Source organism: Arsenophonus endosymbiont of Aphis craccivora (genome assembly GCF_013460135.1).
Classification (GTDB): domain Bacteria; phylum Pseudomonadota; class Gammaproteobacteria; order Enterobacterales; family Enterobacteriaceae; genus Arsenophonus; species Arsenophonus nilaparvatae.
In genome coordinates this window covers 92995-117646 of sequence record NZ_CP038155.1, presented here as the reverse complement: position 1 = coordinate 117646, position 24652 = coordinate 92995, and the positions used below count along the sequence as shown (strand labels likewise).

Below are 24652 nucleotides of genomic sequence, written 5' to 3'. Positions count from 1 at the left end.
AATCACGAATTGTTTATTTAATGCCTGGTTGTTAACCGCCAGGGAAACCCGGTGGCATCATACCTTTCATCCCACGCATCATCTTAGCTAACCCGCCTTTTTTTATTTTCTTCATCATGCGCTGCATATCATCAAACTGTTTAAGTAATCGGTTAACATCCTGTACCTGTGTGCCAGAACCAGCTGCAATACGCCGCCTGCGTGATCCCTTAATAATCTCTGGTTTTTGTCGTTCTTTAGTGGTCATCGAGCTAATAATCGCTTCCATTCTAACCAACACTTTATCATCCATTTGTGACTTAACCGCATCGTGAACTTGGGATATGCTTGGCATTTTGCTTAACATACTCGCCATACCACCCATATTTCGCATCTGTTTAAGCTGCTCAAGAAAATCATTTAAATCAAAACTATTCCCTTTTTTAAGTTTATGAGCAAGCTTCTCCGCCTTTTCACGGTCAACTTTGCTTTCTATCTCTTCAATCAGTGATAAGACATCTCCCATACCAAGAATACGAGAGGCAATTCTGTCAGGATAAAAAGGTTCTAAGCCATCAATTTTCTCGCCTATACCCAAAAATTTAATCGGTTTACCTGTAATATGGCGGATTGATAATGCAGCACCACCACGAGCATCACCATCAATTTTCGTTAATATAATACCGGTTAATGGCAACGTTTCATTAAAAGACTTAGCAGTGTTAGCGGCATCTTGCCCGGTCATCGCATCAACGATAAATAGGGTTTCAATTGGATTAATAGTCCGATGGATTGCCTGAATTTCTTCCATCATGGCTTCATCAACATGCAGACGACCAGCAGTATCGATGATTAGCACATCATAAAATTTTAATTTTGCATGTTGTAGCGCATTAGTCGCAATCTCAACGGGTTTCTCGCTGGCAGTTGATGGAAAAAAATCAATCCCGACTGTTTGAGTGAGTGTTTCTAATTGCTTAATAGCCGCAGGACGATAAATATCAGCAGAAACCACTAAAACTTTTTTCTTCTGTTTTTCTTTTAATAATTTGCCTAATTTAGCCACAGTGGTGGTTTTACCCGCACCTTGCAAGCCGGCCATAAGAATAACAGCGGGAGGTTGTACGGCTAAATTTAAAGCGCTGTTCTCCTCGCCCATCGCTTTAATGAGCTCATTTTGCACAATTTTAACGAATTCTTGGCCCGGTGTTAGGCTTTTATTGACATCTTGACCGACTGCACTTTCTTTTACCGATTGAATAAATTCGCGTACGACTGGCAAAGCAACATCAGCTTCTAATAACGCCATGCGAACTTCACGTAATGTTTCTTTAATATTGTCATCAGTCAATCTTCCACGACCACTAATATTGCGCAATGTACGCGAAAGTCTGTCAGTTAAATTATCAAACATGTGCTTAACTCAATTCTGTTAAAGGGATCTGCTGTCAGTTAATTTTTATTATAACACGATGATAATTCAATCTCTGCATCTAGTTTCATAAGAATAGTGAACAACTGTTGGAGGCAATGCTGGCAAACGCTATACTAACTAGCTCACATTTAATAAATTAGCTAACAAATAAAATATTATGCCAGTATTCGCTATTATCGCCATGAGTACCTATTTTTTGAGTGTGATACTCATCATGCCAGCTTTAGCTGGTAAACAAAAACTGTATGCCAGGCTAACACTCATATTAGCGGTTATTGCTCTGGTAAGTCATGGTATCGCATTAAAAACATTGATCTTTGTTAGCGGAGGTCAGAATTTAACTTTATTAAACTTAGGCTCTATCGTCAGTTTGTTAATCAGTATCATTATGACTATTGTTGCCTTTAACGGCCGCGCCTGGTTCCTGCTACCAATCGATTATAGTTTGTCTATTATCAACTTACTATTAGCAACCATTATGCCCGGTGAATTTATTACCCACTTAGAAACAAGTGTGGCAACTTTTATTCATATCGGGCTAGCATTATTAGGCTATGCAACCCTGATAATTGCCGCTTTATATGCCCTACAGTTAGCTTTATTAGACTATCAATTAAAAAATAAAAAATTAATATTTACACCTGATATGCCACCATAAATGGTTATTGAACGTAAAATGTTCCACATTATACAAGTTGGGGTCATTTTACTGACACTCACCCTCGGGACAGGAATGATGTTTATGGATAATGTTTTTAATAAAGAAAACATCCATAAAGCTATTTTATCTATTTGTGCTTGGGTTATTTACATTATTTTGTTATGGGGTCACTTTCATCACGGATGGCGCGGTAGAATGGTGATTGTTTTTAATCTGATTGGCGCATTTATTTTAACATTGGCTTTTTTTGGTAATCGATTACTACAGCATGTAATCGTCATTTAATTTTTTAGACTATTTTGGCTTTGTTGAATACCGATCCTGACGCTGTGTGGCATACCCAACAACGTCATAAGGTTCAGCGCTTTGACCATCGCCATTGCTTCACCTACCTGAGCCTCATAGTCACGCAGGCTCAGATGGCCACCCAGCAAAGTTTTTATGCGGAACATCGCTGTTTCTGTCACTGAACGCCGGTGATAACCCACTTTCTTTTTCCACATATCATTACTCCTGCTCAGACGCTGATTCGCCACCGCATGGTTACGTTCATGGTACTTGTCCGGCCAGTATTTCGCTCCGCTTCGCGGCGGGATAAGGGGCCTGATTTTCTTTCTTAGCAACGCATCGTGGCAGTAACAGGCGTCATAAGCACCGTCTGCTGACACTTCCCTGATTTTCCGGTGGGTTTGGTTAATCAGGCCCGGCAGTGCCTGCGCATCTGTCGTTCCGCTGAGCGATAAGTCGGCACAGATAATCTCATGAGTCACACTGTCTGCTGCCAGATGAAGCTTGCGCCACACTCTTCGTCTGTCAGCCCCATGCTGCCTGACTTTCCATTCACCTTCGCCAAAGACCTTCAGACCGGTACTGTCGATGACCAGATGCGAGATTTCACCACGCGTTGGCGTTTTTATGCTGATGTTGACGCTCTTTGCTTGTCTGCTGACCAGCGAGTAGTCCGGACAGCACAGCGGCAAAGACATGAGTTTAAAAATCGAATCAACGAAGCCCTGTAATGCCCGGAGCGACAGGTTAAACACACGCTTCATCATCAGGACAGTGGTAACAGCCATATCGCTGTAGTAAAGCGGCCGGCCACGACCTTCAGGCGAAGAACTGTCAGTCCATCCAGCGATGGCCGACTCATCAAGCCAGACCGTCAGGGAACCGCGTTGTCTGAGTGCCTTGTTGTACGCAGGCCAGTTGGTAATTTTAAACTTTTGCTTTGCCATGGGGACCTGATGTTGAAACGAATTTAGCGATCAGCTCCGCCAATCACCTAAAAGTTCGATTTATTCAACAAAGCCGACTATTTTATGATTAACTAATGAACAACATAGGAATTTTACCTTGGAGCAGGTCTCAACAAGTACTTTAATCATCATACTTATTGTCATGGTTATCTTATCAGCCTATTTGTCTGCCTCAGAAACAGGAATGATGACCCTTAATCGATATCGATTACGCCATTTAGCCAAATATTGCCATCAAGCTGCTCGTCGCGTTGAATCACTATTAAAACAACCAGATCGCCTAATCAGTCTTATTTTGATTGGTAATAATCTGATTAATATATTGGCCTCATCGTTAGCAACTATTGTTGGTATGAGACTTTATGGTGATGTTGGTGTGGCCATCGCTACTGGTATCTTAACTTTTGGATCCTAGTTTTTGCTGAAGTGCTACCAAAAACAATGGCGGCACTTTATCCAGAAAAAGTGGCTTTTCCTAGCAGTCTTCTGCTTAAACCGCTACAGAAATTGATGTTACCCATTGTTTGGTTATTTAACACCATCACCCTTATGTTCATGCGTTTCTTTGGTATTAAATCACCCATTATTAGTAGCGATGCGATTAGCAAAGATGAATTGCGTACGATTGTTAATGAATCCAAAAGTAAACTCTCTCGTCGTAATCAGGATATGTTGATCTCAATCTTAGATTTAGAAAAAGTCACTGTAGGCGACATTATGGTTCCTCGCAATGAAATCGTTGGGATTGACGTTAATACTGAATGGAAATCGATTATCCGCCAACTAACTCATTCACCACACGGTCGAATTGTTCTTTACCGAGATACTCTTGATGATATTATAGGCATGCTACGTGTTCGTGAAGCCTATCGACTAATGGTCGAAAAGAAAGAATTTAACAAGCAAAATCTAATCAGAGCTGCGGATAAAATTTATTTTATTCCAGAGAGTACGCCATTAAATACACAGCTAATAAAATTTCAACGTAATAATGAAAAAGTAGGTATTATTGTTGATGAATACGGTGATATTCAAAGGCTGGTAACAGTAGAAGATATTCTTGAAGAGATTGTTGGAGATTTTACTACCTCAATGTCTCCCAGTTTAGCCGAGGAAGCTTTACCACAAACCGATGGTTCTGTATTAATTGATGGTACTGCTAATATACGCGAAATCAATAAAGCTTTTGATTGGCACTTACCGGTTGACGGCGCCAGGACTATCAATGGTCTGTTATTAGAAAAACTAGGTGACATTCCAATGCTAAATATTGAAATCTTAATAGGTAAGTACCGTTTTATAGTATTAGCTATCAATGGCAACGTGATTAAACAAGTTAGAGCAATGCCGATTGACCTGCCCTTTACGATAGAACAAAAACCATCCTAGCTATCATTTTAGCCGCTTTTTATAGGCTATTTTTATGATGATAATTGCGTTAACTTTTCTTTCAATAACATTAGTTCGTTATTTTTATTAACCACAATGCCACTTTCAATCACATTGCGAGCAATTTGCTGAGCTTCAACTAAAGAGTGCATTTCATAAGTACCACACTGATATTTATTTAACTCAGGTATTTGATTCTGAGCCGTCACTTTAAGTACATCTTGCATAGCCATTTTCCAGGCATCAGCAACAGATTGTTCATTAGGCTGGCCGATTAGACGCATATAAAATCCTGTACGACAGCCCATCGGTGAAATATCAATAATCTCTACATCGCTACTATTGAGGTGATCACGCATAAAACCGGCAAATAAATATTCTAATGTATGGATGCCTTTCTCCGTTAATAGCTGTTTGTTTAGCACACAAAAACGAAGATCAAATACCGTGATCGCATCACCATGCGGAGTCTTCATCATTTTAGCAATACGCACAGCAGGTGCTTTCATCTGGTTATGATCAACCATAAAACTATCAAGTAATGGCATTACTGTGATCTCCAAAAAATTAATTTTTTACAAAATAAATGGAACTTCCTTTCATATCGCAAGTCTTACATAACCAAGAAGCGAAAATTGTTATCATCCTATTCTCTAAGAGATTTTATGTTGGCCACTTCAAAGTGGCCATTTCTTTATTCTTACCCGATATGGGCCTTTAAGTAACGCTCAAAACTTATTTTATCCGCTTGTTCAATTGCAAAATGTTTGCTAATCGAGGTGTGACTAACATTAGCAAACTCAGTTTCAGTAATAACTTCATAAGGTTCATTGCTTAATTGTTGATGATAGGTCTTAGCTAATTGCAAACCATATTGACTAATACTTTGTTCACTCATCGGGGATAATATTTGGCCAGAATAAGTAAGATCTGGATTTTCAAACATTGCTATCAATTGAGAACAAATTTCACGATATCGTGTATTGCCACTAACATCTAACACATCAGCAACTCTAATTAAATCATCAAATAATATCTGCCCTACCTCTTTTAAAGGTCTCATTGATTCACCACAACCCACACCGATTATTTGTCCAGGTTTACGACCTTCAAGGATCACTCGATTCCAATTCGTGCGACAACAATTTAATTCTCTTTCATCCATCACGGGCGCATCCGCTAATACACACCAGATTAAAAAGAGATCAAGAAAATGGATCTGCGCTTCATCAATACCAATGGCAGTAAATGGGTTAATATCCAAAGCTCTAACTTCAATATATTCGATTCCTCTATTTAACAATGCATCGGATGGCGACTCATCACCAATAAGCACTCGTTTGGGTCGAATCGGCGCATATAACTCATTTTCAATTTGTAAAATATTTGTATTCAGCTGCAAATGTTTACCATCTTTATTGTATATACCTAATTTTGTAAACTCGGGAGAAGGCTGTTTTATTGCTTGCTTAAGACCAGTAACATAAGTCGTTAGATCATTAAAGGTGATTTTCAGATCACTTTGGGATTTGTTGGTATATCCCAAATCACTCATTCGTAGCGATGTGGCATAAGGGAGATAATAGGTTCCTTTAGCTGTCTTCTCAAAAGGAAGATGCCTGGCATTTCCATGCAAAAAAGAACCACAAATTGCAGGCGAGGCGCCAAATAAATAGGGGATAACCCAACCAAAGCGATAATAATTACGAATGAGTCGAAAATAACCAGCAGAAATTTCATCCTTACCACTTTCGGCATCCTTAACACCAACCAACGCTTGCCAAAATTCAATCGGTAAAGAAAAATTATAATGGATCCCTGCAATTGTTTGCATTAACGCCCCATAACGATTCTTTAATCCTTCCCGATATAAAGTTTTAAAACGACCAATATTAGAAACACCATATTGAGCCAGTTTAATGTTATCTTGGCTCTCTATAAAACAAGGCATACTTAATGGCCACATCAATTCATGATCAAGATGACGTGCTGTATAACGATGTAAATCTCTTAAAAATGCTAGAACGTGCCCAATATTATTATCAACTGGGGTGATGAATTCCAACAAAGCTTCAGCAAAGTCAGTCGTGATCCACGGATGAGTTAACGCTTTCCCTAAACTATCAGGGTGAGGAGACTTAGCTAGTCCGCCTGTTGGTGTAATTCTCAGTGTTTCACGTTCAATACCTCGACGAAGACCATGTAAAATATTAGGACGTGCCTCTAACCATGATAGCGCTTTTGATACATTCGGGATCAAATTGACCTCCCGTTATCCGTTCGTTATTTTTACTTTTAGAAAAGTTACTTTAGCGTAAATAATTAAAATTGTCGCCGTCTAGATTATCTAGAGCAAATCATTAAAGTAATCGTATATTTTATTAACAAACACATTTTAATTATAAAACAAAAAACCCTGCCGTTAATTGACAGGGTTTTATGATATGGCGCATCCAGAAGGATTCGAACCTCCGACCTCTCGGTTCGTAGCCGAGTACTCTATCCAGCTGAGCTATGGATGCACTATCAAAATGGCGGTGAGGGAGGGATTCGAACCCTCGATGCAGCTATTAACCGCATACTCCCTTAGCAGGGGAGCGCCTTCAGCCTCTCGGCCACCTCACCATCGAATAAGCAACGAGACAATTTCAAACCATCTCTCTGTTGCTTGGCGCTCATATTACTTTCCCAGACTGAGAAGTCAAACAATTTTTCCGATCTTTTTATGTTCTTTAGTTCATTTGCACATTTCACAATCAAGATGAGTAGTTTAACAACGAAATAAAATAATATGGCATTCTATATTCACCAATAAAAAATCATCAAAACAGGAAGATTAACAGAAAAAAACAGATCAAAAGTAGGTTCTTATCCTTTAATAAAGAAAACCATTCCAGAGTAAAATAGTTAACCTAAATATTTTCTTTTTATAAGTTATGTCAGCTAATAATCGGCTTTGTTGAATAAATCGAACTTTTAGGTGATTGGCGGAGCTGATCGCTAAATTCGTTTCAACATCAGGTCCCCATGGCAAAGCAAAAGTTTAAAATTACCAACTGGCCCGCGTACAACAAGGCACTCAGACAACGCGGTTCCCTGACGGTCTGGCTTGATGAGTCGGCCATCGCTGGATGGACTGACAGTTCTTCGCCTGAAGGTCGTGGCCGGCCGCTTTACTACAGCGATATGGCTGTTACCACTGTCCTGATGATGAAGCGTGTGTTTAACCTGTCGCTCCGGGCATTACAGGGCTTCGTTGATTCGATTTTTAAACTCATGTCTTTGCCGCTGTGCTGTCCGGACTACTCGCTGGTCAGCAGACGAGCAAAGAGCGTCAACATCAGCATAAAAACGCCAACGCGTGGTGAAATCTCGCATCTGGTCATCGACAGTACCGGTCTGAAGGTCTTTGGCGAAGGTGAATGGAAAGTCAGGCAGCATGGGGCTGACAGACGAAGATTGTGGCGCAAGCTTCATCTGGCAGCAGACAGTGTGAATCATGAGATTATCTGTGCCGACTTATCGCTCAGCGGAACGACAGATGCGCAGGCACTGCCGGGCCTGATTAACCAAACCCACCGGAAAATCAGGGAAGTGTCAGCAGACGGTGCTTATTACGCCTGTTACTGCCACGATGCGTTGCTAAGAAAGAAAATCAGGCCCCTTATCCCGCCGCGAAGCGGAGCGAAATACTGGCCGGACAAGTACCATGAACGTAACCATGCGGTGGCGAATCAGCGTCTGAGCAGGAGTAATGATATGTGGAAAAAGAAAGTGGGTTATCACCGGCGTTCAGTGGCAGAAACAGCGATGTTCCGCATAAAAACTTTGCTGGGTGGCCATCTGAGGCTGCGTGACTATGAGGCTCAGGTAGGTGAAGCAATGGCGATGGTCAAAGCGCTGAACCGTATGACGTTGTTGGGTATGCCACACAGCGTCAGGATCGGATAACAGCTGTAGCAGAGGGAGCCATCCTGTCGGCTAATTCTGATTTATTCAACAAAGCCCTAATAATCTATTGATTTATTTGTAAGTATTTTAAAAAATGCGTTGGTATCTAACAATTAAAATCCGGCATTTGATTCATAATGTAAAAAAATACTAAAAAAAGACATTTTTTACAATCTATCTAATTGGTTTTATAGGATACTAAGCTTGAAAAAATACAGACATAAAATAGATGGCAATAAGAAACATCGCTCATTCTATAAATATAATGAACATATACCTAAGAATGAACGCTTTACTAAAAATTACTGATTATTGGGCTGGCATTTTTCAGCTTGGATCCGTTGATAAATTTCTTCACGGTGAACAGAAACCTCTTTGGGTGCATTAACCCCTATACGTACCTGGTTGCCTTTTACACCCAGCACCGTTACTGTTACCTCATCGCCTATCATGAGCGTTTCACCAACTCGACGAGTCAGAATAAGCATTCTTTGCTCCTTGAAAATTAAAAAGAGTCGGGTCTCTAGGTTTCCCCGCTATTATCCATCACACACCGTGAAAACGTAAAGCCGTAAAGCAATGATATTTACCTAAAGTATTTAACCTAAAGAAATCATCATACTAATATTGTAGCTAAAAATATAATTTTGTACTTAGGTCATTTAAAAACAATCCGTTAAAGGTTGCATAATTAAGTTATGCAACCCTCATGGTTAATTCATGTCAAGCGCGAATTAACCCACTCTTCAACTGATGCTAATGCAGCAGGAAGTGCTGTTATATTAGAGCCGCCCGCCTGAGCCATGTCATGGCGACCACCCCCTTTTCCGCCTACTTGCTGCGCAACAAATGAAATTAAATCACCAGCCTTTATTTTAGCAGTCAAATCATTGGTTACACCAACAATTAGACTGACTTTATCATTACTTATAGTAGAAAGCACAATAATTGCTGATTTTAATTGATTTTTTAAGTCATCAACAATGATACGTAGCTGTTTAGGCTCAGTGTTATTTAACTGAGTAACTAATAAGCTAACTCCGTTAATTGTTTTAACTTGTTGACTTAAAGAAACGCTTTCTTGGGCAGCTTGTTGCCCTTTTAATTGATCTAACGACCTTTCTAATAACTTAACTTTATCTAATGTCGTTTTAATTTTTTCCATTAGATTATTAGCATCACCTTTCATTAATTGGCCAATTTCAGCCAATAAATTGGATTGCTGGTGAAGATCATCTATAGCAACTTGTCCGGTTATAGCTTCTATCCGCCGAATTCCCGCTGCCGTACCCGATTCGCTGCTAACACGAAATAATCCTATATCGCCAGTCCGATTGGCATGAGTACCGCCGCATAACTCAATAGAAAAATCGCCGATACTAAGAACGCGTACCTGTGCATCATATTTTTCACCAAAAAGCGCCATCGCATCTTTTTCTTTTGCCGCCTCTAAATCCATTAATGTCGTTATAATAGGATCATTTTTACGAATTTGATAATTTACGATATCTTCTATTTGGCGTATTTGCATCGGCGTCATTGCAGCAAAATGAGAAAAATCAAAACGCACATATTTCTCATTCACTAAAGATCCTTTTTGGCTTACATGATTTCCCAATACATCACGCAAAGCGGCATGCAACAAATGGGTAGCTGAGTGATTGAGACGAATAGCGTTACGACGTTCAATGTCAATTCCTGCGTCGACCGAATTATTTACCGCTATTGAGCCAGTCATTACCTTACCAATATGTCCAATTGCTTGAGCATATTTTTGTGTGTCAGACACAGCAAATTGACAATGGCTATTGCTAAGTATACCGCTATCACCAACCTGACCACCTGACTCAGCATAAAAAGAGGTTTTATCTAGAATAATAATCCCTTCTTCACCTTGGTTTAATACATTGACAGGCTTACCATGATGAAAAATAGCCGTTACTGTAGCTTGTTGGTTGTTATTTTCATAGCCTGAGAAATCACTATGTCTATCTACTTTCATGGCATCATTATAATCGGTCGCAAATCCACTCGACTCTCGCGCTCGCTCTCTTTGCTGCTCCATCGCAGCGTTAAAACCTAACTCGTCGACTTTAATATCACGTTCACGGCAAACATCAGCGGTTAAATCAAATGGGAAACCATAAGTATCATAGAGCCGAAATGCGATTTCACCAGCTAAAGTGTCGCCTTGTAATTGTGCTAATTCGTCATCCAGTAGTTGCAATCCACGCGCTAAAGTACGAGCAAACTGTTCCTCTTCATTCTTCAATGTTTTTTCAATCGTTGCTTGTTTAGATTTTAGCTCGTCAGCTGCGTTACCCATTACCTGAATTAATGATGCAACTAATTTATAGAAAAATGTCTCTTTCGCTCCTAGCATATATCCATGACGAACCGCTCGACGAATAATACGACGCAATACATATCCACGTCCTTCATTAGCAGGAAATACACCATCACCAATAAGAAAAGCGCTTGATCGAATATGATCAGCGATGACGCGTAATGATTTATTATTTAGATCCGATAAAGCAATCACTTTAGCAATAGCAGCAATTAATTGACGAAATAAATCAATCTCATAATTTGAGTTAACATGTTGTAATACTGCGGCAATACGTTCAAGCCCCATTCCTGTATCAACAGAAGGTGTTAGAAGTGCCTTTAAACTGCCATCAGACTGGCGGTTAAATTGCATGAAAACAATATTCCAGATTTCAATATAGCGATCACCATCCTCTTCAGGTGACCATGGCGGCCCTCCCCAAATATGTTTACCATGATCATAAAAAATTTCTGTACAAGGGCCACAAGGACCGGTATCCCCCATTTGCCAGAAATTGTCAGAAGCATAAGGGGCACCCTTATTATCACCTATCCGAATAATACGCTCAGCAGGAATACCAATTTCTTGTTGCCAAATTTTATAAGCTTCCTCATCAGTGTGATAAACGGTGATCCAAAGTCGCTCTTTGGGTAAATTAAACCACTGCTCACTTGTCAGCAGTTCCCAGGCATATTTGATTGCATCCTGTTTAAAATAGTCACCAAAGCTGAAGTTACCTAACATTTCAAAAAAAGTATGATGGCGAGCGGTATAACCAACATTCTCTAAATCATTATGTTTGCCTCCAGCTCGAACACAACGCTGTGCAGTTGTTGCTCGAGAATCAGCTCTTTTATCCAATCCCAAAAATACATCTTTAAATTGGTTCATGCCTGCATTAGTAAACAATAATGTTGGGTCATTATTTGGTACTAATGAACTACTAGGTACAACTTCATGCCCTTTAGTATGAAAAAAGTCGAGAAACGCTTGACGGATCTCAGCGGTGCTTTTACTACTCATAATTATCCTGAAATCAAGCTGGAAAAATAGATCTATGACTTGAGGTGATAAATACATTTTTATCATCAATCAAGTTACCGACGGCATTTTTACCTGGCAAACCTGAGAAATCCTTAAATTGTTTTATGACTAAATCGGTGACAAGGATCTACTAACTGACAAGTATTAATACATCGCTCAAATTCTCAGGCTTTATAGGTACATCTTTCCCTAAATATATCGTTTTCTACCTAATACAACAACGACTAGTCTGATTAGTTTAACATAAAACGATTTAACTATTACGCAGGGAAACTAACACTACATTAACACTATTTCATTATATTTATTTTCCTATTATCGGGACAAAGCGGTTAAATTTTGTCTCCATCTACATTTAGAAAGATAATTGCCAATAGATAACTCCAGTGGCTAATTTCACTTAGTTTAAATTACGTATAAGCTATAGTTATCAGCTAAATAGAAGATTAAGGAAAGCAATAGCGTAAGTCTAACACAAATTAATCAAAAACTGCGCCTGAATATATTAAGCCAATAATAACAATTTGCTATATATAACAAAACAAAGCACTTTTTGTAAAAAATGAACTAATCATATCCATTAATTGTTAATAATATTGTAAATTCTAAGACTATTTTACTAAAGTGTGTTTCAAATCATAATTCAATCTAACTTGTATTAATAACTAATTTATAATAAGCAAAAGGCCATATCCAGATCGAATATAGCCCATAGATTTAATCAATTTTATTTATTAAGTTAAAATTCTTCTGGTAATGAAGTTTCCTCTACCGCTTCTGTCACAAAATCAGAAGCAGCACTACTAAATTCACCAGCGTGATTAAGCAACATATCCCGTAATTTTTTATCTAATTCAGTGTAAATTTGTGGGCGTTCTTTCAAATAAACTGTCGCATTTGCTTTTCCTTGACCTATTTTCTCGCCATTATAACTGTACCAGGCACCCGCTTTTTCAATCAATTTATACTTCACACCTAGATCAATAAGCTCACTATAGATATTAATCCCTTCTCCGTACAAGATTTGAAACTCTGCTTGTTTAAAAGGAGCCGCAACCTTATTTTTTACTACTTTAACGCGAGTTTCGCTACCAATAACTTCTTCACCATTTTTGACGGAACCAATACGTCGGATATCAAGACGCACTGAAGCATAAAATTTTAACGCATTTCCGCCGGTGGTTGTTTCAGGATTGCCAAACATAACGCCAATTTTCATTCGGATCTGATTAATAAAAATTAATAGTGTATTAGAATTTTTTAAATTTCCGGCTAACTTACGCATCGCTTGACTCATCATACGAGCAGCTAGCCCCATATGTGAATCACCAATTTCACCTTCAATTTCAGCTTTTGGTGTTAAAGCTGCTACAGAATCGACAATAATAACATCTACTGCCCCAGACCGTGTTAAAGCGTCACAAATCTCCAGTGCTTGTTCACCGGTATCCGGCTGTGAACAAAGTAAATTATCAATATCAACACCAAGTTTTTTGGCATAAATAGGATCTAAAGCGTGTTCTGCGTCAATAAAAGCACAAGTCTTACCTTCACGTTGAGCTGCCGCAATAACCTGTAATGTTAACGTGGTTTTACCGGAAGATTCTGGGCCATAAATTTCAACAATACGACCTAATGGCAAGCCTCCTGCACCTAAGGCGACATCAAGAGATAATGAACCGGTAGAGACAGTTTCTACATCCATAGAACGATCTTCACCTAAGCGCATAATTGATCCTTTACCAAATTGCTTTTCAATTTGACCTAATGCGGCAGCGAGTGCTTTCTGTTTGTTTTCATCAATAGCCATTGTTTAACTCCCCCGAGCAATGAAGTGAAGATAATACTTCACTGCAGATAAGACGATTTGATATCGGTTATTGATAATTATACTGTATAACCATCCAGTATCAAGTTAATTTTTGATTATTTCTTTCAATAGTGTTGTTAGTGAAAATATCACGGCTTGGCGTCGGATCTGAATACGATCGCCTTTAAACAAGCAACAACGAGTTACTATCCTTGCAACAGAAAGAGATTTGCAAGCAAAACCAAACTGTACCAACCGGTTTTTCATCAGTACCACAACCAGGGCCGGCAATACCGCTAACTGAAACCGCAAAATCAGCATTAGCCCTAGCTAACGCTCTTTCTGCCATCTCTATGACAACTTGTTCACTAACAGCACCATATTTATGCAACGTATTTTTACTCACACCTAGCATATCATGCTTAGCTTCATTACTATAAGTAACAAAACCTCGCTGAAAATAGGCAGAACTACCTGAAATATCAGTAATGACTTTAGCAATCCATCCTCCTGTACATGACTCTGCACAAGTTATTGTTTTAACGTGTTTCTTTAGGCTATTAGCGGGCTTTGTTGAATAAATCAGAATTAGCCGACAGGATGGCTCCCTCTGCTACAGCTGTTATCCGATCCTGACGCTGTGTGGCATACCCAACAACGTCATACGGTTCAGCGCTTTGACCATCGCCATTGCTTCACCTACCTGAGCCTCATAGTCACGCAGCCTCAGATGGCCACCCAGCAAAGTTTTTATGCGGAACATCGCTGTTTCTGCCACTGAACGCCGGTGATAACCCACTTTCTTTTTCCACATATCATTACTCCTGCTCAGACGCTGATTCGCCACCGCATGGTTACGTTCATGGTAATTTGTCCGGCCAGTATTTCGCTCCGCTTCGCGGCGGGATAAGGGGCCTGATTTTCTTTCTTAGCAACGCATCTTGGCAGTAATAGGCGTCATAAGCACCGTCTGCTGACACTTCCCTGATTTTCCGGTGGGTTTGGTTAATCAGGCCCGGCAGTGCCTGCGCATCTGTCGTTCCGCTGAGCGATAAGTCGGCACAGATAATCTCATGAGTCACACTGTCTGCTGCCAGATGAAGCTTGCGCCACACTCTTCGTCTGTCAGCCCCATGCTGCCTGACTTTCCATTCACCTTCGCCAAAGACCTTCAGACCGGTACTGTCGATGACCAGATGCGAGATTTCACCACGCGTTGGCGTTTTTATGCTGATGTTGACGCTCTTTGCTCGTCTGCTGACCAGCGAGTAGTCCGGACAGCACAGCGGCAAAGACATGAGTTTAAAAATCGAATCAACGAAGCCCTGTAATGCCCGGAGCGACAGGTTAAACACACGCTTCATCATCAGGACAGTGGTAACAGCCATATCGCTGTAGTAAAGCGGCCGGCCACGACCTTCAGGCGAAGAACTGTCAGTCCATCCAGCGATGGCCGACTCATCAAGCCAGACCGTCAGGGAACCGCGTTGTCTGAGTGCCTTGTTGTACGCGGGCCAGTTGGTAATTTTAAACTTTTGCTTTGCCATGGGGACCTGATGTTGAAACGAATTTAGCGATCAGCTCCGCCAATCACCTAAAAGTTCGATTTATTCAACAAAGCCGCTATTAGCAAGATTATTACTTAATTCATAGAGCAGCTGCTCACTATTCATTTTAGCCATTTTCCTTTTTCATACATCTTGCGATATAGATACCAAATCCAGAGGATGCCAATTGCTACTGCAAAGGTTATACCAAACACTATTCCTATCGTAATAATAGAAATACCTGTTTTGAGCGCTAATTAATAAAAGACCAAGATAATTAGCATAGTGGTATTTTCACTTAAATTCTGAATAGCGACAGCATTACCTGCACCAATCGTCTGTTTGCCTTTTTCTTGTAGCAAAGCATTAAGCGGAACAATAAATAAACCACCTAAAACACCTAATATAATAAGGATCAAATAAGTAGAAAAAAGATGTTGTTACATTGATAAAATAATAATTATCACACCAATAAAGATCCCTACCGGCATACAACGACTAACTTTATTGAGTGTAATTATATGTGCCGCAAATCCGGCACCAATGATGATAACTATTGCCACCACCCCATTCAGCAATGTAGGTGTAGTATTATCGGTAATATTAAGTGCTATTGGCACCCAGAGCACTAATAAAAAACGCAGTGTTACACCGGCGCCCCAAAAAAGACTGGTACCAATTAAAGAAAATCGCCCGCCATGATCACGCCAAAGTGTTTTAAATAGACCAATAAAATTCAAAATTAGCTGGCGAAAAACCCATTTTTGTTTATTTTTAGCTGGCACTAATCGAGGAATATATAAATTAATCACCACCGCAATTACATAAAACAGGACACACATAGCTAAAGCATATAACAGATCGATATCGGCAAAAAAACCACCCGCAACAGAACCAAACAAAATTGCCGCTATTGTCGAAGCTTCGATAAAACCATTTGCTTTAACTAAATTATTGCCAGTAGTGAGCTCAGCTAAGATGCCATATTTTGCTGGCGAGTAAGCTGCTGCACCAATAACAACTAAACCATAGCAGAGAAAAGGATCCAGTCCTAATAGAATGCCTACCGCTCCGATCAACTTACTAATATTAGCTAATAACATGACCCGACCTTTAGCAAAACAATCTGCTATTTGTCCCACAAAAGGCGCTAATATAATATAAGTAAAAACAAACACCACTTGTAAGATAGGTTGGCTCCAGTCGGGATAAAGCTTGGCTTTGAGTTGCGCTAAAATGACAAATAATAGGGCATTATCAGCAAAAGCAGAAAAAAATTGAGATAAAAGTAGCGCTTTTATACCTCTAGTTAATAGCGGCGGCGATACTATTAAATCTTTCATCAAGACTCCTCATCCGCGATTTTTTTTAACGCCACAAAATCCGGTTTTCCACTGCCAAGTACAGGAAATGTTTTTAGGTAGCGAATATCTCTTGGTACCGCTAATTCAGGTAAGCCTTTTTCTTTTGCTGCCGCTAATAATCGACGACGATCTAATGTGTTATCGGTGGTATATAAGATCAGGCTTTCACCTTTATTATTGGTAGTTTTGATAACCACGCCATGCTGAGCATGGGGTGATAAACTGCCAGCAAGATGCTCGACTGTTTCTAGTGAAACCATTTCACCTGCTAGTTTTTCAAAACGTTTTGCTCTACCACGGATAATACAATAATCATCATTATCAAGTTCAACAATATCACCGGTATCATACCATCCTCCTCATTCTCTCCTTGGCTGTTTTTGGCATGAGGCGATTCTAAATGATTAGGATCTTCGACTCGTAAATAACCTTTCATGACATTTGGGCCACGTAACTGTAAACGGCCGGCTTTCTCAATACCTGACACCGGCAGTAGTCTGGTTTCAATACCAGGTAAAATTTGACCAACAGTATCAACTTTAGCCGCCATAGGAACGTTGATTGATACAATTGGGGCGCATTCGGTCACGCCATAGCCTTCAAGTATTCGGATACCGAATTTGTCGAACCAAATTTTTTTGTGCTTTCAATAAGTTTTTCAGCCCCTGCAACAACATAACGCACGCGCGCAAAATCATAAGGGTGAGCAAAACGGGCATAATGTGCCAGAAAAGTAGGAGTAGCAAAAAGTACTGTGCAATTTTTGTCATAAACCAACTCTGGGATCACCCGATAATGTAGTGGACTAGGATAAAGCAAGACATGACTACCTGAAAAAATAGGAATAAATAAACCTACCGTCAGCCCAAAAGCATGGAAAAGCGGTAATGCGGACATAAATAGATCTTTAGGGGTAAAATCAGCCACTGTTTTAACTTGCTCTACATTAGCCAATAAACTGGTATGGATATGAACTACCCCTTTAGGCGTTCCCTCCGATCCTGAGGTAAAAAGGATCAATGCCGCATCATCTGGTTTTGCTGGTATAAGCGCCTTTTTTGGCAATAGTAAGTGATATAGGATCCATTTTTTATCTTGCCAAGTCATGGTATTTTGCAGATCTTCTAAAAACATCCAATTGACTTCAGTAACCTGTTCAGGCAAATGTGATAACTTACCTTTTTCAATAAACTGACGAGAACTAAAAATTGTTTTAATGGATGCCGCTTTGATGGCATTTTTTAAGCCATTGCTACCAGCAGTATAATTCATCATGGCAGGGATCCGGCCACGTAATATTGCGCCAAAAATAGTAGCCGCCGTCATTGTTGCATTAGGTAAAAGTAAACCGATATGCTCATGTTTTTTGGTATAACGTTCAATAATAAGCCCAGCCGCTCAGGTTTTCTTGAGAAAACTTTGATAGCTGTCTTCTTTAAAACCAATATCTTCGATACAACCCGTGAAACGGCCAAAACTTTTCATCGCAGCAAAATAAGCTTCCATTAATGTTTGCTGGCAACGGCTATGCAATCGAGCCTCTTTCATAATCTTATAAAGTTGTGCTCCCGCCAGCCGACGACGGTCTGCCGCTCGTTTCGACTCAGGCATCGTAATTTTTGTTGCTGGTAAAATCGTTAATGTTATTTTAGGAAAATATTTAAGCTTAAAAATGCCGTGCAACCGACTGAAATAACTTAATTCAGGTCCATCAATTCTAATCGGAATAACTTTAGCAGCTGTTTTTGCCGCCACAAAAGCAGCACCATCATAAATTTTCATCAGTGAACCGGCTTTGTTGAATAAATCAGAATTAGCCGCCAGGATGGCTCCCTCTGCTACAGCTGTTATCCGATCCTGACGCTGTGTGGCATACCCAACAACGTCATACGGTTCAGCGCTTTGACCATCGCCATTGCTTCACCTACCTGAGCCTCATAGTCACGCAGCCTCAGATGGCCACCCAGCAAAGTTTTTATGCGGAACATCGCTGTTTCTGCCACTGAACGCCGGTGATAACCCACTTTCTTTTTCCACATATCATTACTCCTGCTCAGACGCTGATTCGCCACCGCATGGTTACGTTCATGGTACTTGTCCGGCCAGTATTTCGCTCCGCTTCGCGGCGGGATAAGGGGCCTGATTTTCTTTCTTAGCAACGCATCGTGGCGGTAACAGGCGTCATAAGCACCGTCTGCTGACACTTCCGTGATTTTCCGGTGGGTTTGGTTAATCAGGCCCGGCAGTGCCTGCGCATCTGTCGTTCCGCTGAGCGATAAGTCGGCACAGATAATCTCATGAGTCACACTGTCTGCTGCCAGATGAAGCTTGCGCCACACTCTTCGTCTGTCAGCCCCATGCTGCCTGACTTTCCATTCACCTTCGCCAAAGACCTTCAGACCGGTACTGTCGATGACCAGATGCGAGATTTCACCACGCGTTGGCGTTTTTATGCTGATGTTTACGCTCTTTGCTCGTCTGCTGACCAGCGAGTAGTCCGGACAACACAGCGGCAAAGACATGAGTTTAAAAATCGAATCAACGAAGCCCTGTAATGCCCGTAGCGACAGGTTAAACACACGCTTCATCATCAGGACAGTGGTAACAGCCATATCGCTGTAGTAAAGCGGCCGGCCACGACCTTCAGGCGAAGAACTGTCAGTCCATCCAGCGATGGCCGACTCATCAAGCCAGACCGTCAGGGAACCGCGTTGTCTGAGTGCCTTGTTGTACGCGGGCCAGTTGGTAATTTTAAACTTTTGCTTTGCCATGGGGACCTGATGTTGAAACGAATTTAGCGATCAGCTCCGCCAATCACCTAAAAGTTCGATTTATTCAACAAAGCCGTAATCAATGTAACAATAAAATAAAAAATATTATTATGTTAAAACCCGTTATAATAAACATAAAAAAATTATCAGACCTTTGCCTGGAATTTACCATTTAAATTTATTGAAAGAGAGGATGCATGAGCTATATTGTTGCTCTCACAGGCGGGATAGGAAGCGGCAAAAGTACCGTTTCAGATAAATTTGCATCCTTAGGAATAACAATTGTTGATGCAGACATCATTTCAAGACAAATAGTTATGCCTAATACTTATGCTTTTAACATGATAAAACAACATTTTGGTTCAACTATTCTAAATAACGATGGCTCTTTAAATCGAGCCAAGTTAAGAAAAAAAATATTTAGCGATCCAAGAGAAAAAAATTGGTTAAATAATTTGCTTCATCCATTAATACATCAAGAAACCCAACGCCAGCTAACTTTACTTAATTCCCCTTATGTAGTTTGGGTTGTCCCGTTGTTAATGGAAAATAATCTAGAGCACCTTGCCAACCGCGTGCTAGTCATTGACGTAACACCTGAAGAACAAATAGCTCGTATAATGAAACGTGATAGAATTAGCCAACAAGAAGCAAAAAATATTTTATCTAACCAAGTTAGCCGAACAAGTCGTTTAGAAAAAACTGATGATATAATTAATAATCACGATAATAACTTAACACTTGATGAAACTTTAGCGAAATTACATCAGAAATATTTGCAATTAGCTATGAATGCTTCTCAGGAAACACACAATGAGTAATACTATTTCTACTATTATTTATGAACATCCATTAAATGAGAAAATGCGCTCTTGGCTGCGCATGGAATGTTTGCTTCAGCAACTCATTGACTTGAAAAACATCAACTCATTAGCTAGTGGATTAGCTTTTTTTCGTGCCGTTTCTGAATTAATCGAAGTATTAGATCGCAGCGATATACGTGCAGACATTATTAAAGAATTAGATAAACAAAAAAACAAACTTAATCAATGGTGCAGTGATCCCCATGCAGATAAAACTCTGATTAAAAATCTTCTAAAAGAACTGCAAGAAAATCTCACTTCATTAAGAGAAGCACCACGCATTGGTCAACACTTACGGCAAGATAAAGTTATTAGTATTGCTCGCCAGCGGTTAAGTATACCCGGAGGTTGTTGTAGTTTTGATTTACCAGCCTTACATTTATGGTTAAATACGCCTAAAAAAGAGATAGACACTAGAATTAACTTTTGGATTGACGGCATCCTTCCGTTACGTTCCGCTTTAAATATGCTATTAAATTTGATCCGCAAGTCCAATACATTCAACAATCAAAAAAGTTATAATGGCTTCTATCAAGGTAGTGTAGAAAATGCGGATCTGATCCGAATAAAGTTACCGATAAATCTATCTCTATATCCTCAGATTTCTGGACATAAAACACGTTTTGCTATCCGATTCTTACATGAAGACAGTGAAAATGGTATTGTACCTGATGAATTACCATTTAAATTAGCCTGTTGTTAGGAGTCATTATGCCAGATAAGCTCACGGTAAAATGTCCGACTTGCCATAAAATTGTTATTTGGCAAGAGAGTAGCCCTTATCGCCCTTTTTGTAGCAAACGATGTCGATTAATCGATCTTGGTGAATGGGCTGGTGAGGAAAAAAGGATCTAAAGTCAACGAAATATTTCCGAAATAGATGATTGGAGTGAAATATCCGATGATCATGACATTAAAAAATAAGCTTAAAGTCAAAAATGCTATAAATTTTACCTGTACCATTATATAACCCTTAGGTAAGATAATTTCAAAACTTAGTTATAGTAACTTATCTGTGGGATAGGCAAACTCAAATCACGTTGTTGATTAGCATATCAACAATTACTCGGTTAGCAGGTGGAAATTCTTCGGCTACCAGTGATTTTTGCAAAAGCCAACGTGAAGATTGGCCTTCTTTTCCATAAGGCTGGCAATCCCACTGCTCTACCAGAAAAAAATGTAATGTTATTCTACGATCAGGAAATTCATGTTCAACAACCTGCAACAATTGACTGTTAATAACATCTATCCCAATTTCTTCTTTAAGTTCACGCAACAATGCTTCTACTGGTGTTTCGCCTATTTCTAATTTACCACCAGGAAATTCCCAAAAACCACCCATATGTGAATTAGCTGCCCGTTGGGTAATAAAAACTTCTTGTTTCGTATTTCTAATAATACCAATAGCAATATGTAGTGGTTTTTTTTTCATAAAAATAATTTAATTATTTTTGAAGTTTAAAGTAAAAGAGCGGATATATTTTCCGCTCCTGTTTTTAATTGTTTTAGCAACTGAGCTTTAACCTAAGCTACCATGACAATGCTTATATTTTTTACCTGAGCCACATGGACAAGGTTCATTACGACCAATTTTATGGCCTTGGGCCGCCATTTGAGCTTCTGTTTTTGACATCAATGCTTCATTTTCAATTTCATAGCTCAGGTGCTGCTTTTTCATAAGACGTTCTGCCTCTTCACGTCTTTGCTGATCAAGTATAGCTACTTCCTCTGGTAATCGAACTTCTACTTTGCTTAATGTGCTAATTACTTCATATTTCAGCGTTTCTAGCATATTGGCAAACATACCAAATGACTCGCGCTTATATTCCTGTTTTGGATCTCTTTGTGCGTAGCCTCGTAAATGAATACCCTGGCGCAAATAATCCATTGCAGCCAAATGCTCTTTCCATAATGTATCAAGAGTTTGTAACATGATGCCCTTCTCAAAATTACGCATCATCTCACTACCTACAATTGTCTCTTTTTCCTTATAAGCTGCAACCGTTTTTTCTAGAATACGTGCACGCAAAGTTTCTTCATGTAATTTGGGTTCTTTATCCAACCATTCTTGAACAGGTAATTCTAAACTAAAATCGTTGCTTAATCGCTTTTGTAAACCATCAATATCCCACATTTCTTCCAAAGATTGGGGAGGGATATAAGCATCAATAGTTACGGTTATAACATCTTCACGAATACTGTCAATCGTTTCACTAACATCACCACCATCTAATAAATCATTGCGCTGTGAATAGATAGCTCGATGCTGATCGTTAGCAACATCATCATATACTAAAAGTTGTTTTCGAATATCAAAGTTACGGCTTTCAACCTTACGTTGTGCATTAGCAATTGCTTTCGTTACCCAAGGATGTTCAATCGCTTCACCAGGTTTCATACCCAATTTACGCATAATTCCTGCCACTCGATCAGAGGCAAAAATACGCATCAAAGAATCTTCCATTGAAAGATAAAAACGGGATGAACCGGGATCACCTTGGCGTCCAGAACGCCCACGTAATTGGTTATCAATACGACGGGATTCATGGCGTTCTGTACCAATGATATGTAAACCACCAGCAGCAATTACCGCTTCATGCCGCTCTTGCCATGCTGTCTTTATTTTATCAATTTGCTCCTGACTAGCGTCCTCTAGTTTATTGATTTCTGCTTGCCAGCTGCCTCCTAATACAATATCTGTACCTCGCCCCGCCATATTAGTTGCAATAGTCACTGAACCTGCCTGCCCGGCTTCAGCAATAATATCTGCTTCCATTGCATGGAACTTAGCATTTAAAACATTGTGTGCAATTTTAGCTTTAGTTAGCTCCTGAGAAATTAGCTCTGATTTTTCGATTGAAATAGTACCTACTAATACCGGTTGGCCTCGGCTAGTACATTCACGAATCTCATCAATAATGGCAGCAAATTTGTCCGCTTCAGTCATATAAACTAAATCAGGTAAATCATTACGGATCATCGGACGATTAGTTGGAATAACAATTGTGTCCAATTTATAGATAGATCTAAATTCGAAAGCTTCTGTATCAGCAGTACCGGTCATACCGGCGAGTTTTTCGTATAGCCGAAAATAATTTTGGAAGGTAATTGATGCCAATGTTTGATTCTCATTTTGTATTTCAACACCTTCTTTTGCCTCAACGGCTTGATGCAATCCATCTGACCAACGGCGTCCTTCCATTGTCCGTCCAGTATGTTCATCAACAATAATAATCTGACCGTCTTTAACAATATAATCTACGTCCCGACTGAAAAGTGCATGAGCACGTAGGGCAGCCATGACATGGTGCATAAGCATAATATTAGCTGGAGAATATAATGACTCCCCCTCTTTCATTAAATTTGCTTTCGCTAATAATTGCTCAATTAATTCTAATCCACGTTCTGTCAACGTAACTTGACGTGATTTTTCATCAACAGAAAAATGCCCTTCTCCTTGAAAAGTGTCTGAATCTTCTTTTTCTTGCTGCTTAAGATTAGGGATTAGTTTATCCACCTTTTTGTATAGATCTGAACTATCTTCTGCCGGTCCTGAAATAATCAATGGGGTACGAGCTTCATCAATTAAAATAGAATCAACCTCATCGACTAATGCATACTGGAGTTTACGCTGCACACGCTCTTCCGGACTAAAAGCCATGTTGTCACGCAGATAATCAAAACCATATTCATTATTAGTCCCATAGGTAATATCTGCGGCATAGGCTTCACGCTTCAATGTAGCAGGCATACCGGGTAAATTAATACCGACTGTCATACCAAGAAATTCAAACAATAGCCGATTATTTTCTGCATCACGCTTAGCTAAATAGTCGTTTACAGTAACAATATGGACACCCTTACCCGTTAAAGCATTTAAATATGCAGGTAATGTAGATGTTAATGTTTTACCTTCACCAGTACGCATCTCTGCAATACAGCGCTCATTGAGTACCATCCCCCCTAGCAACTGAACATCAAAATGCCGCATATTAAATACCCGTTTACTGGCTTCGCGAACGGTGGCAAACGCCTCTGGGATTAAATCATCTAATGTTGCACCTGATTTAAGGCGATGGCGAAATTCATCAGTCTTGGCTTTAAGTTCTTGGTCGGAAAATTTTTCAAATGCAGGCTCTAACTGATTAATAATATCAACAAATTTACCTAAACGACGTAAAGTACGATCATTACGACTACCAAAAATTTTTGTTAGTAACTTAGTTAACATAAATATTTTTTCTCAATTAAGG

Annotated in this window: 16 protein-coding genes, 2 tRNA genes and 6 pseudogenes; 7 read left to right on the top strand and 17 right to left on the bottom strand. The window is 39.7% G+C overall.

Annotated elements, in window-relative coordinates; all coding sequences use genetic code 11:
- Positions 1-31 precede the first annotated feature (31 nt).
- Positions 32-1393: a signal recognition particle protein gene (gene ffh, locus E3U36_RS00590; protein ID WP_180816766.1), complete on the bottom strand. Its 1362-nt coding sequence runs from the start codon at positions 1391-1393 to the stop codon at positions 32-34.
- Positions 1394-1571: 178 nt separating this feature from the next.
- Here ffh and E3U36_RS00585 point away from each other — a divergent pair.
- Positions 1572-2360 (top strand): annotated as a pseudogene (locus E3U36_RS00585) (cytochrome C assembly family protein).
- Here E3U36_RS00585 and E3U36_RS00580 read toward each other — a convergent pair.
- Positions 2357-3310, bottom strand: coding sequence for an IS5 family transposase (locus E3U36_RS00580; RefSeq protein WP_180816765.1), 954 nt, complete (start codon positions 3308-3310; stop codon positions 2357-2359). The pseudogene E3U36_RS00585 and the gene E3U36_RS00580 overlap by 4 nt on opposite strands.
- Before the next feature lie 118 nt (positions 3311-3428).
- Here E3U36_RS00580 and E3U36_RS00575 point away from each other — a divergent pair.
- Positions 3429-4720: pseudogene (locus E3U36_RS00575) on the top strand (CNNM domain-containing protein).
- 32 nt (positions 4721-4752) lie between these two features.
- On the opposite strand, the gene luxS reads toward E3U36_RS00575, so the two are convergent.
- The 5 genes from luxS to E3U36_RS00550 all read right to left on the bottom strand — a co-directional run bounded on the left by luxS (position 4753) and on the right by E3U36_RS00550 (position 7754).
- The gene (gene luxS, locus E3U36_RS00570) at positions 4753-5268 is read right to left on the bottom strand and encodes an S-ribosylhomocysteine lyase (protein WP_180816764.1); all 516 of its coding nucleotides are present in this window, start codon (positions 5266-5268) and stop codon (positions 4753-4755) included.
- A gap of 152 nt (positions 5269-5420) precedes the next feature.
- Positions 5421-6980, bottom strand: coding sequence for a glutamate--cysteine ligase (gshA, locus tag E3U36_RS00565; protein ID WP_180816763.1), 1560 nt, complete (start codon positions 6978-6980; stop codon positions 5421-5423).
- Between the two features lie 185 nt (positions 6981-7165).
- Positions 7166-7242, bottom strand: a tRNA-Arg gene (locus E3U36_RS00560).
- Positions 7243-7252: 10 nt separating this feature from the next.
- Positions 7253-7345, bottom strand: a tRNA-Ser gene (locus tag E3U36_RS00555).
- Between the two features lie 250 nt (positions 7346-7595).
- Complete coding sequence (locus E3U36_RS00550; RefSeq protein ID WP_180816762.1) at positions 7596-7754, bottom strand: hypothetical protein; 159 nt, start codon at positions 7752-7754, stop codon at positions 7596-7598.
- On the opposite strand from E3U36_RS00550, the gene E3U36_RS00545 reads away from it, so the two are divergent.
- The gene (locus tag E3U36_RS00545; RefSeq protein ID WP_180816761.1) at positions 7748-8671 is read left to right on the top strand and encodes an IS5 family transposase; all 924 of its coding nucleotides are present in this window, start codon (positions 7748-7750) and stop codon (positions 8669-8671) included. The genes E3U36_RS00550 and E3U36_RS00545 overlap by 7 nt on opposite strands.
- Before the next feature lie 302 nt (positions 8672-8973).
- On the opposite strand, the gene csrA is transcribed toward E3U36_RS00545, so the two are convergent.
- The 8 genes and pseudogenes from csrA to E3U36_RS00505 all read right to left on the bottom strand — a co-directional run bounded on the left by csrA (position 8974) and on the right by E3U36_RS00505 (position 19536).
- On the bottom strand, positions 8974-9159 hold the full coding sequence (csrA, locus tag E3U36_RS00540; RefSeq protein ID WP_032115489.1) for a carbon storage regulator CsrA: 186 nt from the start codon (positions 9157-9159) through the stop codon (positions 8974-8976).
- 230 nt (positions 9160-9389) lie between these two features.
- Positions 9390-12023, bottom strand: coding sequence for an alanine--tRNA ligase (gene alaS, locus E3U36_RS00535; RefSeq protein ID WP_180817467.1), 2634 nt, complete (start codon positions 12021-12023; stop codon positions 9390-9392).
- Positions 12024-12783: 760 nt separating this feature from the next.
- On the bottom strand, positions 12784-13854 hold the full coding sequence (gene recA, locus E3U36_RS00530) for a recombinase RecA (protein WP_180816760.1): 1071 nt from the start codon (positions 13852-13854) through the stop codon (positions 12784-12786).
- A gap of 105 nt (positions 13855-13959) precedes the next feature.
- A pseudogene (gene pncC, locus E3U36_RS00525) lies at positions 13960-14443 on the bottom strand (nicotinamide-nucleotide amidase).
- Between the two features lie 33 nt (positions 14444-14476).
- Positions 14477-15401, bottom strand: a pseudogene (locus tag E3U36_RS00520) (IS5 family transposase).
- 122 nt (positions 15402-15523) lie between these two features.
- A pseudogene (gene lplT, locus E3U36_RS00515) lies at positions 15524-16744 on the bottom strand (lysophospholipid transporter LplT).
- A pseudogene (gene aas / locus E3U36_RS00510) lies at positions 16744-18556 on the bottom strand (bifunctional acyl-ACP--phospholipid O-acyltransferase/long-chain-fatty-acid--ACP ligase); the annotation flags it as partial. The pseudogenes aas and lplT, both read right to left, overlap by 1 nt.
- A 56-nt stretch (positions 18557-18612) precedes the next feature.
- A complete protein-coding gene (locus E3U36_RS00505) occupies positions 18613-19536 on the bottom strand; it encodes an IS5 family transposase (protein ID WP_180816759.1) in 924 nt (307 codons plus the stop codon).
- On the opposite strand from E3U36_RS00505, the gene E3U36_RS00500 reads away from it, so the two are divergent.
- Genes E3U36_RS00500 through yacG form a run of 4 tightly spaced genes read left to right on the top strand, consistent with a single transcriptional unit; the run spans position 19530 to position 21254 of the window.
- Positions 19530-19712, top strand: a complete 183-nt coding sequence (locus E3U36_RS00500; RefSeq protein ID WP_180816758.1) for a hypothetical protein — start codon at positions 19530-19532, stop codon at positions 19710-19712. The two genes, E3U36_RS00505 and E3U36_RS00500, sit on opposite strands and share 7 nt — an antisense overlap.
- Positions 19713-19733: 21 nt before the next feature.
- Positions 19734-20357: a dephospho-CoA kinase gene (gene coaE / locus E3U36_RS00495; RefSeq protein WP_180816757.1), complete on the top strand. Its 624-nt coding sequence runs from the start codon at positions 19734-19736 to the stop codon at positions 20355-20357.
- Positions 20350-21102, top strand: a complete 753-nt coding sequence (gene zapD / locus E3U36_RS00490) for a cell division protein ZapD (RefSeq protein ID WP_180816756.1) — start codon at positions 20350-20352, stop codon at positions 21100-21102. Before coaE ends, zapD begins: the two co-directional genes overlap by 8 nt.
- Positions 21103-21110: 8 nt before the next feature.
- The gene (gene yacG, locus E3U36_RS00485; RefSeq protein ID WP_180816755.1) at positions 21111-21254 is read left to right on the top strand and encodes a DNA gyrase inhibitor YacG; all 144 of its coding nucleotides are present in this window, start codon (positions 21111-21113) and stop codon (positions 21252-21254) included.
- A gap of 175 nt (positions 21255-21429) precedes the next feature.
- Here yacG and mutT read toward each other — a convergent pair whose 3' ends face one another.
- Complete coding sequence (mutT, locus tag E3U36_RS00480) at positions 21430-21831, bottom strand: 8-oxo-dGTP diphosphatase MutT (protein WP_180816754.1); 402 nt, start codon at positions 21829-21831, stop codon at positions 21430-21432.
- A gap of 87 nt (positions 21832-21918) precedes the next feature.
- Positions 21919-24630, bottom strand: coding sequence for a preprotein translocase subunit SecA (gene secA, locus E3U36_RS00475; protein ID WP_180816753.1), 2712 nt, complete (start codon positions 24628-24630; stop codon positions 21919-21921).
- Between the last annotated feature and the right edge of the window lie 22 nt (positions 24631-24652).

Bases quoted from the DNA above. Each gene is read 5' to 3' on its own strand.
- ffh (WP_180816766.1), bottom strand. From the start codon at position 1,393: ATGTTTGATAATTTAACTGACAGACTTTCGCGTACATTGCGCAATATT.
- E3U36_RS00580 (WP_180816765.1), bottom strand. From the start codon at position 3,310: ATGGCAAAGCAAAAGTTTAAAATTACCAACTGGCCTGCGTACAACAAG.
- luxS (WP_180816764.1), bottom strand. From the start codon at position 5,268: ATGCCATTACTTGATAGTTTTATGGTTGATCATAACCAGATGAAAGCA.
- E3U36_RS00545 (WP_180816761.1), top strand. From the start codon at position 7,748: ATGGCAAAGCAAAAGTTTAAAATTACCAACTGGCCCGCGTACAACAAG.
- csrA (WP_032115489.1), bottom strand. From the start codon at position 9,159: ATGCTTATTCTGACTCGTCGAGTTGGTGAAACGCTCATGATAGGCGAT.
- alaS (WP_180817467.1), bottom strand. From the start codon at position 12,023: ATGAGTAGTAAAAGCACCGCTGAGATCCGTCAAGCGTTTCTCGACTTT.
- recA (WP_180816760.1), bottom strand. From the start codon at position 13,854: ATGGCTATTGATGAAAACAAACAGAAAGCACTCGCTGCCGCATTAGGT.
- E3U36_RS00505 (WP_180816759.1), bottom strand. From the start codon at position 19,536: ATGGCAAAGCAAAAGTTTAAAATTACCAACTGGCCCGCGTACAACAAG.
- coaE (WP_180816757.1), top strand. From the start codon at position 19,734: ATGAGCTATATTGTTGCTCTCACAGGCGGGATAGGAAGCGGCAAAAGT.
- zapD (WP_180816756.1), top strand. From the start codon at position 20,350: ATGAGTAATACTATTTCTACTATTATTTATGAACATCCATTAAATGAG.
- yacG (WP_180816755.1), top strand. From the start codon at position 21,111: ATGCCAGATAAGCTCACGGTAAAATGTCCGACTTGCCATAAAATTGTT.
- mutT (WP_180816754.1), bottom strand. From the start codon at position 21,831: ATGAAAAAAAAACCACTACATATTGCTATTGGTATTATTAGAAATACG.
- secA (WP_180816753.1), bottom strand. From the start codon at position 24,630: ATGTTAACTAAGTTACTAACAAAAATTTTTGGTAGTCGTAATGATCGT.